Here is a 14,069-nt window from a genome sequence, read left to right on the forward strand (position 1 = left end):
ATGCTAATTTTTTGTGCTTAGGTAGGAGGCTGTAAATTGTTTTTGAAATACCCTTATGTGCCTGACAAAAAAGTACAAGCTGTTGTGGTGGATGGAAGGCAAATGGAGATAGCATATACATTAAATGGTTTAGGTATAAAGGTTATAATGACAAAAAAACACAATTCACTTTATGAAGCTATATCTTTCCATCCTGATATAATATTGCATAATGCAGGTGATGGTCATATAATCATCGCTCCTGGTGTAAATAAACATTTTGTAGATAGATTGAAAGATTTAAATTTAGACGTTAAATTTGGACAAACTATGTTAAGTAGAAACTATCCCGGCAATATAGCATATAATGTAGCAAGATTAGGTGATTATGCATTCCACAACTTAAAATACACTGATCCAATATTAAGAAGAATGCTGGAAGAAAAAGGTGTAAAGTTTATCCATGTAAATCAAGGATATACTAAATGCAATATTGCTATTGTTGATGAATACAGCTTTATTACATCGGATGCAGGAATTTTTAAAACGGCGGTTAAGAAAGGATTTGATTGCCTTTTGATAGAACAAGGTGATATAAAATTATATGGATTTGAATACGGCTTTATTGGAGGAGCATCTGGTTTGATTGATAAAGATGTTTTTTGTGTTGCTGGCGATTTAAGATTTCACAGGAACTATTTGAAAATAATTGATTTTTTGAAATATAAAAACAAGGAAGTGCTTTTTTTAACATCTGGTGAAGTAAAAGACATTGGTTCCATTATTCCACTCTACTAATGATGCAAAGAAAAAACATTTAGGCACATACTACTAACGAAGGGAGTGAGAAAAATGCAGCTTTTGTCTATCGGTATCCCAAATGAATTAAAGAATGGTAGTGACTTTTTAGAGCATGGCTTAAAAGACATGAAAACAGAAGGTATAGACGTTAACGTAAATTTAGATAATCGTGGCAATATAACGTTTTTCAATATTGATGTAGAAGATAAAGCCTCATATAAAAATATAACTAAAATAAGGCAACATATATCAGATATTATTTCAGATATAATAGTAAATCAAATTGACAAAAAACTGATAAAAAAGATCATAGATAAATATTATAACTATTTTAATTCTGATGAGAAACAAAGGATTGCCAACATAGCAAACGGTATTTTAGATAACGATGTAAATAGAGAAACATTTAAATTGGTGAAGAAAGAAAAAATATTTATAGAAATAGAGGACTTTCTAAAGGATAATGAAACCATAGACATAGAGGGATTTGTTAATTTTAGGCTTCGGGATTTTATTGGAGAGCTTAGTGAAGTTGTCGATAGAGCAGTTGATGAGTACTTGATGCAGAAGGAATACGATGAATTTATAGGACTTTTAAAGTATTTTGTTGAACTGCAGGATTCTAAAATAGATGTTTTGAATATTCTTGTTGATAAATGCGGTAAGTTTAGGTTTTTCGATAAGGATAATAACCCGATAACAGGTGAATTCTTAAGCGATATAACTGTTGAGTTTAGTGGTGGCGAATTAAGCGATGATGATATGCTAATAAGCACTTTAATAGCGATGGCACCAGCTAAAATCTATATCCATTCAGCAAATAATTTAAAAAGCAAAGAAGCACTTGATACTGTAAAAAAAATTTTTTCAGACAGGGTATTTATATGTAATGGCTGCAGTTTATGTGCTGCACATGAAGCAAGAAAATAATGCCCAGCTTAAGCTGGGTTTTATTCGATTGGGCTTTAGCCTGTTGAGCTCGCAAAGCGAGCGAAACAAAAAACCACCCGCTATGCGGGTGCGCGACAGAAGTTATACAAAAAATCACCTTTCCGTTATAATAGAGTTGTTCAAGCTACTATATATAACAAAAGGAAAGGTGATTTAATGGCTAATAAACGAGATGAAATGGCACGCACAAAATGGATGTGCAAATACCACATTGTGTTCACTCCTAAGTATAGACGAAAAATAATATATAATCAATACAAAGAAAGTATAAGGGATATATTAAAAGAACTATGTAAATACAAAGGAGTGGAAATAATAGAAGGACATCTAATGCCGGATCATGTACACATGTTAGTGAGTATACCACCAAAAATTAGTGTATCTAGTTTTATGGGATACTTAAAAGGGAAGAGTGCATTGATGATATTTGACAGGCATGCAAATCTAAAGTATAAATTTGGCAATAGACATTTTTGGGCGGAAGGATATTATGTAAGCACTGTAGGACTAAATGAGGCAACAATAAAGAAATACATTCAGGAACAAGAAAAGCGAGATATTATGTTGGACAAATTAAGTGTAAAAGAATATGAGGACCCCTTTAAGGGGTAGCCCGTAGTACATTTGTCCCTTTAGGGACGAGCAAAAGTGACAAATGCATGGTGGCTTGAACAAAGTGAAAGCCAGCGCCTTTAGACGCTGGCTAGTAATAGAGGCTTATAGCCTCAGAGCAAACCACCCGTTTTACGGGTGGTTATGATTAGTGAGTAAAATTTGTTATTATATATGTAGATTATTTGTTGAGGTGATTTAATGCATTTTTTTATACAAACGATGTTTTTAGGGCTTGTTGGGGCAGCTATTGGATGGATAACAAATTATATAGCTGTCATCATGCTTTTTAGGCCTACTGAGCCAGTAAAAATATTTGGGATTTCTATTCAAGGGCTTATACCAAGGAGGAGAAATGAGATTGCAGCATCTATAGGCAAAGTTGTGGAAAATGAGCTTGTATCAATAGACGATATATGGGATAAGCTTTTAAACGAAGAGAATAAGCGATACATTTTAGATAGAGTAATAAGTAGTATAGGCAATGCTGTAGAAAACAATATGCCATCATTTATACCGAAGTCATTAAAAGGAATGATTGTCAATTATGTAGGTGGTATTGTAAACAAAGAAGCCGAGAAATTTATAGATGAATCTGCCGCAACTATGCTAAACGACATGTCTGAAAAAGTTAATATAGCAGAAATAGTCGAGGAGAAAATAAAGCTTTTTGAGCTTAAAAAGCTTGAAAAGATCATATTAAATGTTTCTAATAAAGAATTAAAGATGATTGTAATGTTAGGCGGGGTTTTAGGCTTTATAATAGGTATTTTACAGGCGTATATAGTAAGATTGATGTAGATTATTGACAAGTTTCATTATCAATTATATAATAGAGAAAAATCAATATTTGGGCAATGAGAAGGAAAGTAGATATCTAAAAATATCAAAGAGATTGAATGACTTAGGCTGAAATCATTCAAATATTTTTGATATCGAAGACCACCTTTGAGCTGCGGGTGATGAATCCGATCGGTAATACCGTTATAATTTTGAGTATAAATGAGAGTGGAACCGCAGAACCTCTGCCTCTTTTGGCGTGAGGTTTTTTTAGTTTAAAAAATTATAAAGGAGGACAAGGTATGAAGATAATTTTAAAAGATGGTACAGAGAAAGAATTTGAAAATGGTAAGAATGTGTACGAAATAGCCAAGAGTTTGAGCCAAAGGCTTGCAAAGGAAGCTGTTGGAGGCAAGTTTAATGGGAAGATTGTGGAGCTTTTTACGCCTATAAATGAAGACGGCAAATTAGAAATATTGACATTTAATGATGAAGATGGAAAGAAGATATATTGGCATACTTCATCACACATAATGGCGCAGGCAATTAAGAGACTTTATAAAGATGTGAAGCTTACAATAGGTCCTGCCATTGACAATGGGTTTTACTATGATTTTGATGTTGATGAGCCATTTACAGTTGATGATTTTTCTAAAATAGAAGAAGAGATGAATAAAATAATAAAAGAAGATTTAAAAATGGAGAGGTTTGTTCTACCTAGAGAAGAAGCTATAAAATTCATGGAAGAAAAAGGTGAACCATACAAGGTAGAGCTTATAAAAGATTTGCCTGAAGATGCAGTCATATCTTTTTACAGGCAAGGTGAATTTACAGATCTTTGTGCAGGTCCCCACCTTCCTAGTACAGGGATGGTAAAATCAATAAAGCTTCTTTCTGTAGCAGGTGCTTATTGGAGAGGAGATGAGCACAATAAGATGCTGCAGAGGATATACGGCATAAGCTTCCCTAAAAAAAGCATGCTGGATGAATACTTAAATATGCTGGAAGAAGCAAAAAAGAGAGATCACAGGAAATTAGGAAAAGAACTAGACCTTTTCAGTATTCACAATGAAGGACCTGGTTTTCCATTTTTCCACCCAAAAGGAATGGTTATAAGAAACATATTGGAAGATTTCTGGAGAAAAGAACATGCCAAAAGAGGTTACCTTGAGATAAAGACACCTATCATATTGAATGAAGAACTGTGGCACAGATCAGGACATTGGGACCACTACAAAGAAAACATGTATTTTACAAAAATCGATGATGAAGATTACGCTATAAAGCCGATGAATTGTCCAGGTGCTTTGCTTGTGTACAATTCGACTATGCACAGCTACAGGGATCTTCCACTTAGGCTTTGCGAGCTAGGACTTGTCCACAGACATGAACTTTCCGGTGCGCTTCACGGTCTTATGAGGGTTAGAAGCTTTACACAAGATGATGCCCATTTATTCATGACGCCTGATCAGGTAGAGTCTGAAATTCTTGGTGTTATTAAGCTTATTGACTACTTTTACAAAATATTTGGATTTGAGTATTTTGTAGAGCTTTCTACAAGACCAGAAAATTCCATAGGCTCTGATGAAGACTGGGAACTTGCCACTAACGCATTGATTAAGGCGATGGAGCATATAGGCCTTAATTATAAAGTAAATGAAGGCGATGGAGCATTTTACGGTCCTAAAATAGATTTTCATTTGAAAGATAGTATAGGGCGTACATGGCAGTGCGGAACGATACAGTTAGATTTTCAGATGCCAGAAAGATTTAACTGCGAATACGTAGGTCAAGATGGAGAGAAGCACAGACCTGTCATGCTTCATAGAGTTGTTTTTGGCAGCATAGAAAGGTTTATAGCTATTCTTACAGAGAATTTTGCAGGAGCATTTCCTACGTGGCTTGCACCTGTGCAGGTAAAGATTCTTCCTATTTCTGATAAACACCTAGCATATGCCCAGAATATACAGCAGAGACTTTTGGAAAATGATATTAGAGTTGAATTAGATGATAGAAACGAAAAGATAGGCTACAAGATAAGAGAAGCACAAATGCAGAAAATACCTTATATGCTTATACTAGGCGATAAAGAAGTAGAATCAGGTAATGTTTCTGTAAGGTCTGGAAAAGAAGGAGATCTTGGGTCTAAATCAATTCAAGAATTTTTATCATCTATATTGGAAGAAATTAAGAATAAATCCCTTTAAAAAAATATCCACCGGCTTGTCTGGTGGATATTTTGCTTCTTGATTGCCGTATAAAAACATGATAATCTAGTTATGTAATGATATTAATGGGGGGTTATCATGATAACTAAAAATAGGGAGGTCTATAAATATCTTAACTACAACATAAAGATGAATTTGTTAAACGGCATAACTTTTTCAATAGGGTACAACATGATAATGCCGTTTATCGGAATATTTGCGATTAAATTAGGTGCTAATAATTATGAAGTCTCCCTTATAAATTCCCTGCCGGCTCTTATGGCTTTAATTGGGATACTGCCTGCGACAATTTTTATCAACAAGTCTAAAAACGTTTTTAAATTTGCATATATTTTGGAATACATAACAAGGGCATTTTACCTTTTAGTAGCATTGGTTCCATTTATGAGCAAGTTTAGACCGGAAGCAGTTGTGTTGCTTGTAGGGTTACTTAATTTACCTGCCATCATTACAGGCATGTGCTGGCAGTCGTTTATGAGCGACTTGATTCCTGAAGAGTTTCGCGGAAAAGTGTTTGCAGACAGGAATATTTGGACGGGTGTACTAGGTACTGCATCAGTTTTTATAACAGGTTTGCTGCTGGACAGAATCAAGTTTCCATATGGATATCAAATAATGTTCTTCATAGCTTTCATATTTGGAATCCTTGATGCATACTATTATTCAAAGTTTCACTATGTGGCGAATAAAAAGGAAAAGTCTATATTATTTATAGATTCTCTAAAATCTATGAAGCAATCGAAGAAGTTTATTTATTTTTGCCTTGCCTCATTTATATTTACTTTTACGTGGATGATGGCATGGCCGATATTTACCATATATAAAGTTGATAATCTTCATGCAAATAATATGTGGATGAGCATATTCACTATTGTAGGATCTGTCGGGTCTATAATTACATACAGATGGTGGGCAAGACTTGCTGACAGACGTGGAAATGGCGTAGCTTTAAGCATAAGTGCGTTGCTTATGGCAACAGTTCCAGTACTTTGGGCTAAAGTTGCAAGACTGTTTGTTGGTGCTGTTATTGATTTTTACGGTGGTATGGTAACAGCAGGATATACTATGCTATCATTAAATTGGCTTTTGGAACTGCTGCCTGATCACAAGGAAAAGATGAATTATATAGCAATATACACAATTGTAACGCAGTTTGCAGCATTTTTGTCACCTATTGCAGGAACATGGTTTTATGAAATTATAGGATATGAGAAATTTATGTATGTGACAGCGATTTTAAGAGTATTATCAAGTGTGCTGTTTTTTGCTGTTGCTTTGTACAAAAGCAAAAATGCTTTATTAAGTAAAGGAGGAGTCTAGTTTGAGATACTTAACATCTGGAGAGACACATGGGGAAGCACTTACAGCCATTATTGACGGATTGCCATCAAATCTTTTTATTGACGTAGATTTTATCAATAATGAGCTTAAAAGAAGGCAATCTGGCTATGGCAGAGGTGGAAGGATGGAAATTGAAAAAGATACTGTTCACATATTAGGCGGTATTAGAAATAATTTAACGATCGGTGCCCCTCTTTGCATGGTCATAAAAAATCGCGATTACGAAAACTGGAAAGATAGAGACATACCTGTAATAACAAGGCCAAGACCTGGGCATGCTGATTTGTCTGGCGCAATCAAGTATAATCAGAGAGACATGAGAAATATTTTAGAAAGGGCCAGCGCTAGAGAGACTGCCGCAAGAGTTGCTGTTGGAGCTGTTGCTAAACTTCTTTTGAAGAACTTTGGGATAGAGGTTAAAAGCAATATTCTTGAGATAGGTGGAGAGAAAAACAAAGATGAATGGCATAATATTATAGATGAAGCAAAAAATGATGGGGATACACTAGGAGGGATAATTGAAGTTACTGTAGAAGGTGTACCAATAGGGCTTGGCAGCCATACTCAGTGGGATCGAAAGCTTGATGCACTGTTGGCTTATAGCGCAATGAGCGTTCAGGCTATAAAAGGCGTGGAATTTGGCATGGGATTCATGGCTGCAAGAAGCAAAGGATCTTCTGTCCATGATGAAATATATTACGACGGAAAATTTTTAAGAAAGACAAACAATGCAGGAGGTATAGAAGGAGGTATTTCCAATGGGATGCCTATAGTTATAAGAGCTGCTATGAAGCCTATACCTACATTGAGAAAGCCGCTTAATTCGGTTGATATAAACACAAAAGAAGAGATAAAAGCGGTATATGAGCGCTCAGACGTGACAGCGGTAGAAGCAGCATCCGTTGTTCTTGAAGCTGTTTGCGCATGGACTATAGCCGATGAAATGACAAAAAAATTTGGCGGCGATTCTCTGTCTGAGATGATGGACAATTTTAATATGTACAAGAAAAAAGTGGAAGAATACTGATCTTTATAAAATGGTATTGACGAGTACGATAAGTTATGTTATAATTTAACATGTATTTAAAGTAGAAGCACCCGCTTCTCACCTTTCACCACAGGTGTCAGGTTTCTAAAGGAACGTTAGTTAACAGTGTACAGAAGCGGGTTTATACCCGCTTTATTTTTTGTAAAATTTTAGGAGGTGCGTATTTATTAACAAGGAGCTGCAGGTTAATGAGGAAATTAGGGATAAGGAAGTGCGCCTCATTGATCAAGATGGTAATCAATTAGGCATAATGTCTGCAAAAGAAGCATATAAGATAGCATTAGAAAGGCACATCGATCTGGTTAAGATTGCGCCACAGGCAAATCCACCAGTATGCAAATTAATGGACTTCGGAAAGTACAGGTATGAGCAAAGCAAGAAGGAAAAAGAATCAAAAAAGAAGCAAAAAGTCATAAATATCAAGGAAATCAGGATGACTCCAGCTATAGAAGAGCATGACTTTGGTGTCAAAGTTAAGAATGCTATTAAATTCTTAAAAGATGGAGACAAAGTTAAAGTGACTATTAGATTCAGAGGCAGAGAAGCTGCACATACAAATCTCGCCGAAGAATTATTAAATAGATTCGCAAAAAGTGTAGAAGAATATGGCAATGTTGAAAAAGCCCCAAATATGGAGGGCAGAAATATGATGATGATATTAGCACCTAAAAACGTTTAATTGAGGAGGATACGAACATGCCTAAAATGAAAACACATAGAGGAGCAGCAAAAAGGTTTGCTCTTACTAAAAGTGGTAAAGTAAAGAGATCTAAAGCTTTTAAAAGACATATACTTACAAAGAAGTCTAGAAAGACTAAGAGAAATCTAAGAAAAATTGCATATCTCTACAAAACTGATGCAAAGAATATAAAGCGTTTGATTCCTTATGCGTAAATAATTAGGAGGTTATAGAAATGTCGAGAGTAAAGTCAGGAAAAGTCACGAGAAGAAGACATAAAAAGATATTAAAACTTGCAAAAGGTTACTATGGTGCAAAAAGCAAACTTTTTAGAGTAGCTAACCAAGCTGTAATGAAGTCACTTAATTATGCATACATTGGTAGAAAATTAAGGAAAAGAGATTTTAGGAAATTATGGATTGCCAGAATTAACGCTGCAGCAAGAGCAAATGGTATATCATACAGCAGATTTATAAATGGCCTTAAGAAGGCTAACATAGAGATAAACAGAAAGATGCTGTCTGAGATGGCTATACACGACAACAAAGCTTTCGCAGATTTAGTAAACATTGCTAAGCAACAACTAAATGCGTAATTTTTATACCCGGTTATTTGCCGGGTTTTAACCTATATACGGGATAGTGGAGTTTATATGTTAATAACGAGTGAAAAAAATAATCTTATAAAAGACATTAAAAAGTTATCAGAGAAGAAATATAGATATGAAAAGAAGCTCTTCTTTGTAGAAGGCAAAAACAGCGTCTTTGAAGCTTTAAAAAGTAGTTTTGAAATTAAGTACGTGTTGGCTTCAGAAGATTGTGACTTCGACTTGGATGTTGAAAAAGACAGACTTGTATTTGTAGATAAAAGTATATTTAAAAAGATATCTGACACTGTCACACCACAGATGATAATGGCTGTTGTAAAAATGCCTGATTATAATGTGAATGATTTGATAAAAAAAGATGGCTTGTACATAATATTAGATGAAGTTCAGGATCCCGGAAATTTAGGTACAATAATAAGGTCTGCAGATGCATTTAATGTAGATGCTGTCTTTACCATAAATAATACAGTTGATGTCTACAATCCAAAGGTTTTACGGTCTACTATGGGATCTATATTTCATCTACCTGTTGTAAATGATGTACCAGTTGATAAACTTTTTAAAGCGTTAAAAGGAAGCGGTGTAAGGTCTTTGTCCACAAATTTAAAAGCTGATAAGTACATTTATGATTTTGATATTTCAAAAAACACTGCTTTGATTTTTGGAAATGAATCAAGAGGTGTTAATAAATCACTAGATATGTATGTGGATGGCTCATTTAAAATACCAATGGATGGCATGGCAGAATCTTTAAATGTATCAGTAGCAGCGTCCATATGCCTGTATGAGTCCCAAAGGCAAAGATTGATTAAATAGAATAAAAATGATATAATATCCCAAAAATATATTGAAAATGCTATGAAGGAGTAAAGTACATTACATCCAATACGACAGGGAGGCGGTGCCATAGATTGAGAGCACTGCTGGTATTGCGTAATGGAAAGTTCCCTCTGGAGCAGTGTGCTGAACTGATAGTAGGCATTACCGGTTTTATCCGTTATATCAAAATGAGTGGGCTTTTTGGCCAAATTAGGTGGTACCACGGTTATATCTCCGTCCTTTTAAAGATGGAGTTTTTTTATTATTAACACCTTAGAAAATAAAGAAAGGAGAGTATTTCTTTGGAAGAGACATTAAGAAATTTATTAGAAGAAGCCAAGAGAGAACTAGAAACCGTCGATAGCATAAAATCATTAGAAGAGCTTAGGGTAAAGTACTTAGGCAAAAAAGGTGAGCTTACAAAGATATTGCGGGGCATGGGAAATTTGTCCCCTGAGGAAAGACCGGTAGTTGGGAAGATATCAAATGAAGTAAGAGCTGAGATTGAAAGCCTTTTGGCAGCAAAAAGAGATGAAGTATTAAAAGTAGAGAAGGAAAAAAAGATAAGAAGTGAATATATAGACATAACATTGCCCGGGAAAGCTCATGAAATAGGACATAAACATCCTATGACGAAAGTTTTAGACGAAATAAAGGATATATTTTTAGGGCTTGGGTTTTCTATTGCTGAAGGCCCTGAGATAGAGCTTGATTATTACAATTTTGAAGCGTTAAATACTCCACCAGATCATCCAGCAAGAGATTTGCAAGATACTTTTTATATAACTAAAAATATTTTGCTAAGAACACAGACGTCACCGGTACAAGTAAGGACTATGGAAAAAAATAAACCACCTATAAAAGTTATCTCACCTGGTAGAGTCTATAGATCTGATGAAATAGATGCAACTCATTCACCTGTATTTAATCAGATAGAAGGACTTGCAGTCGATGAAGGCATAACAATGGGTGATTTAAAGGGTGTTTTAAACTTGTTTGCAAAAAGACTTTTCGGTTCAAATACTAAGACGAAATTTAGGCCCCATTATTTTCCGTTTACGGAGCCCAGTGCAGAAATGGATGTATCATGTTTTGCATGTGGTGGCAAAGGTTGCAGAGTCTGTGGTTATTCAGGTTGGATTGAAATATTAGGATCTGGCATGGTGCATCCAAATGTTCTCAGGATGTCCGGGATAGATCCAGAGAAGTATTCTGGATTTGCTTTTGGAATGGGACTTGACAGGATAACTATGCTAAGCTATGGAATTGATGATTTAAGGCTTTTATATGAAAATGATCTGCGCTTTATTAAACAGTTTTAAGGAGGAAGGCAAATGTTAGTATCGTATTCATGGCTAAAGGACTATGTAGACGTATCGGTGGATGCAAAAAAATTGGCTGATGATCTTACTATGTCAGGTTCAAAAGTTGAAACAATTAAAAGCTACGGCAACGAAATAAACAATGTTGTAATAGGAAAGATCATTTCTATTGAGAAACACCCGGATGCTGATAAACTTCAGGTAGGAATTGTTGATGTAGGAGAAGAGAAACTGCAGATAATAACTGGTGCTCAAAACATAAAGGTTGGCGATTATATACCTGTTGCACTTCATGGTTCTACGCTGCCAGGTGGTGTGAAAATAAAAAGAGGAAAGCTGAGGGGCCTTGAATCAAATGGCATGATGTGCTCTGCAAAGGAATTGGGATTAGATGAAAGTTTGCTTCCTGACTATCAGAGAAACGGCATATTTATACTTCCAGAACTTCCTATTGGCGAAGATGTAAAAAAAGCCCTTGAACTTGATGATGTTATAGAGTTTGAGATAACTCCAAATAGGCCTGATTGTCTATCTGTAGTTGGAATCGCCAGGGAGACTGCAGCAACATACAGAAAAAGCTATAGAATGCCTGAAATAAAGCTAAGCGAAGTTGCTGACAAGAATCCTGCAAATGTTACGATAGATGCTGATGATTTGTGCTATAGGTACGTTGCAAGAGTGATAAGAAATGCAAAGATAGGGCCATCACCTATTTGGATGCAGATGAGATTATTAAAAGCTGGAATAAGACCAATAAACAATATAGTAGATGTTACCAACTACGTAATGATGGAGCTAGGTCAGCCGTTGCATGCTTTTGATTTGGACAAAGTTAAAAATAGACATATAATCGTAAGAAGGGCTAAAAACGGTGAAAAGCTTGTGACTCTCGATGATAAAGAAAGGATACTTGATAGTGAGATGCTGGTAATAGCCGATGAAGAAAAGGCAATAGGTTTGGCTGGCGTTATGGGTGGTCAAAATACTGAAATAACAGATGATACTGTAAATATATTGATAGAAAGTGCCAATTTCAAAGGCAGTAACATAAGGTATACATCTAAAAAACTTGGTCTAAGGAGTGAAGCATCATCAAGATTTGAGAAAGGACTCGATCCTGAGATTACAGTAATGGCGTGCAATAGAGCAGCACAGCTTATGGCTGAATTAAGCGGCGGTGAGATATTAAACGGCATTGTTGATGTATATCCTAAACCTATAGAAGAAAAAGTTTTAAGCGTAAGGCATAAAAAGATAAATAAACTTCTAGGTACAAATCTAACTATTGAAGAGATGAAAAATATACTTACATTTTTAGACTTTGGGGTTATTTGCGATGGTGAAAACTTGGTCGTGAAGGTTCCAGCTTTTAGAAGTGATATTGAAGGTGAAGCTGATATTGCAGAAGAAATTGGTAGGATGTATGGATACAACAACATAGAAGATACACTCTTAAAATGCACACAGATTACAGCAGGAGTAAAGACAAGAGAGCAAAAACTAGAAGATCTAGTAAAAGAAGTATTTCTATCATGCGGCTTAAATGAAATTATAACTACTTCTTTTATGGGTATGAAAGACCTTGATAAGATAAACTTACCTGATGATAGCCCTCTAAGAAAAGCAGTGAAGATTATGAATCCTCTTGGAGAAGATCAGGGGTATATGAGGACGACTCTCTTACCGTCCATGTTAAATGTAGTGTATACCAACTACAGCCGTAAAGTTTCTGACTTTAAAGCTTTTGAAATATCTAGAGTATTTATTCCAAAATCACTGCCTTTAGAAGAACTTCCTGTAGAGGTGAAGACAGCGGTAATTGGCATGTATGGCCATGATGTTGATTTTCTGACTTTAAAAGGTGTAATTGAAGTGCTTTTGGATGTGCTTAATGTAAGCAACGTTAAATATGTAAGAAGTGAAAATACGCTTTATCATCCAGGCAGGTCTGCAGATATCATTGTTGATGGTGAAAGAATAGGTGTTTTTGGAGAAATCAATCCTGACATAGAGGAAAATTACGATATCAATAGAGAAGTATATGTTGCAGAATTAAATCTTGAGCTTCTTTTTAAATATGCAAAAGATGATGAGAGAAAGTACAAGCCCCTTCCAAAATATCCTGCTGTAGAAAGAGATATTGCTGTATTAGTAGATAAAAATACATTTGTTGCCGATATAGAGAGCGTTATAAGGGAAACAGGCGGAAAACTTGTAGATGATGTAAAACTGTTTGATGTGTATACTGGAGAAAACATTCCTGAAGATAAAAAGAGCGTTGCATATTCAATATGGTACAGATCATACGAGAGAACTTTGACAGATGAAGAAGTCAATAAAGTGCACGACAAAATAATCAGGAAGTTAAATGAGAAACTTGGAGCACAACTTAGATAAAAAGACCGGAAAGGTCTTTTTTTCTTAATAAAGGAGGAAATCGCAAAGATTTGTAGAAATAAATAAAGTAATGTTTGGTTTTGAGGGGATGTTCTAATGGAGATAAAAAAGATTACGGTAAATATAAACGGAAATGAATATATTTTGAAGACAGATTATCCTGAAGATTATATATTGAAGCTGACAGACCACTTAAATAGTGTAATATCAGGGATTTCTGAAAACTATAGTAAACTGTCAACTCAAATGATTTTGGTTTTGTCAGCTCTTAACATAGCAGATGAACTTTTTATTTCAAAAGAAGAAAATAGTGCTTTAAAAAAAGAGATTGTATCGTTAAAATCAAAGCTTAATGCCAGTGATGAAAAGATAATGGAATTAACGGAAGAAGTTGAGAGGCTTAAAGAAGAACTGAAGGCATCTAGAGAAGAACTAGAAGAGTATATAAATACTTTTGACGATGTTGGTTAAAATCTATTAAAAGAATAAGACTATATATAAAAAC

At 35.1% G+C, this 14,069-nt stretch carries 14 protein-coding genes and 2 other annotated features; all 14 genes read left to right on the top strand.

The features are described 5' to 3' along the window. The first annotated feature begins 36 nt into the window (after positions 1-36). The 14 genes from Q2T46_RS13785 (at position 37) to zapA (ending at position 14,035) form a co-directional block, all read left to right on the top strand. Entirely contained in the window at positions 37-777 is a 741-nt protein-coding gene (locus tag Q2T46_RS13785; protein WP_399387495.1) for a DUF6873 family GME fold protein, read from the top strand. Positions 778-831: 54 nt separating this feature from the next. Then, a complete protein-coding gene (gene ytxC / locus Q2T46_RS13790; protein WP_303265022.1) occupies positions 832-1,710 on the top strand; it encodes a putative sporulation protein YtxC in 879 nt (292 codons plus the stop codon). A 177-nt stretch (positions 1,711-1,887) separates the two neighbouring features. Beyond that, entirely contained in the window at positions 1,888-2,343 is a 456-nt protein-coding gene (gene tnpA, locus Q2T46_RS13795; RefSeq protein ID WP_303264274.1) for an IS200/IS605 family transposase, read from the top strand. 201 nt (positions 2,344-2,544) lie between these two features. After that, complete coding sequence (locus Q2T46_RS13800; RefSeq protein ID WP_303265021.1) at positions 2,545-3,144, top strand: DUF445 domain-containing protein; 600 nt, start codon at positions 2,545-2,547, stop codon at positions 3,142-3,144. 281 nt (positions 3,145-3,425) lie between these two features. After that, on the top strand, positions 3,426-5,330 hold the full coding sequence (thrS, locus tag Q2T46_RS13805) for a threonine--tRNA ligase (RefSeq protein WP_303265020.1): 1,905 nt from the start codon (positions 3,426-3,428) through the stop codon (positions 5,328-5,330). Positions 5,331-5,429: 99 nt separating this feature from the next. Further along, on the top strand, positions 5,430-6,671 hold the full coding sequence (locus Q2T46_RS13810) for an MFS transporter (protein WP_303265019.1): 1,242 nt from the start codon (positions 5,430-5,432) through the stop codon (positions 6,669-6,671). Between the two features lies 1 nt (position 6,672). Then, on the top strand, positions 6,673-7,719 hold the full coding sequence (locus tag Q2T46_RS13815; RefSeq protein ID WP_303265018.1) for a chorismate synthase: 1,047 nt from the start codon (positions 6,673-6,675) through the stop codon (positions 7,717-7,719). Between the two features lie 53 nt (positions 7,720-7,772). Next, positions 7,773-7,885: a sequence feature (ribosomal protein L20 leader region), on the top strand. Positions 7,886-7,906: 21 nt separating this feature from the next. Beyond that, positions 7,907-8,419, top strand: coding sequence for a translation initiation factor IF-3 (gene infC, locus Q2T46_RS13820; protein ID WP_311062436.1), 513 nt, complete (start codon positions 7,907-7,909; stop codon positions 8,417-8,419). Between the two features lie 17 nt (positions 8,420-8,436). Next, entirely contained in the window at positions 8,437-8,634 is a 198-nt protein-coding gene (gene rpmI / locus Q2T46_RS13825; RefSeq protein WP_013298266.1) for a 50S ribosomal protein L35, read from the top strand. Between the two features lie 20 nt (positions 8,635-8,654). Next, on the top strand, positions 8,655-9,014 hold the full coding sequence (gene rplT / locus Q2T46_RS13830) for a 50S ribosomal protein L20 (protein WP_013298265.1): 360 nt from the start codon (positions 8,655-8,657) through the stop codon (positions 9,012-9,014). Between the two features lie 57 nt (positions 9,015-9,071). Further along, a complete protein-coding gene (locus Q2T46_RS13835) occupies positions 9,072-9,842 on the top strand; it encodes an RNA methyltransferase (protein WP_303265017.1) in 771 nt (256 codons plus the stop codon). Positions 9,843-9,875: 33 nt separating this feature from the next. After that, positions 9,876-10,090: a binding site (T-box leader), on the top strand. Between the two features lie 57 nt (positions 10,091-10,147). Next, positions 10,148-11,167 (top strand): phenylalanine--tRNA ligase subunit alpha, encoded by a 1,020-nt coding sequence (gene pheS, locus Q2T46_RS13840; protein ID WP_303265016.1) that lies wholly within the window; start codon positions 10,148-10,150, stop codon positions 11,165-11,167. Positions 11,168-11,179: 12 nt separating this feature from the next. Beyond that, a complete protein-coding gene (pheT, locus tag Q2T46_RS13845) occupies positions 11,180-13,564 on the top strand; it encodes a phenylalanine--tRNA ligase subunit beta (RefSeq protein WP_303265015.1) in 2,385 nt (794 codons plus the stop codon). 96 nt (positions 13,565-13,660) lie between these two features. After that, positions 13,661-14,035, top strand: coding sequence for a cell division protein ZapA (gene zapA, locus Q2T46_RS13850; RefSeq protein ID WP_094044863.1), 375 nt, complete (start codon positions 13,661-13,663; stop codon positions 14,033-14,035). Positions 14,036-14,069: the final 34 nt, after the last annotated feature.

The organism is Thermoanaerobacterium sp. CMT5567-10 (genome assembly GCF_030534315.2).
Taxonomy (GTDB): Bacteria; Bacillota; Thermoanaerobacteria; order Thermoanaerobacterales; family Thermoanaerobacteraceae; genus Thermoanaerobacterium.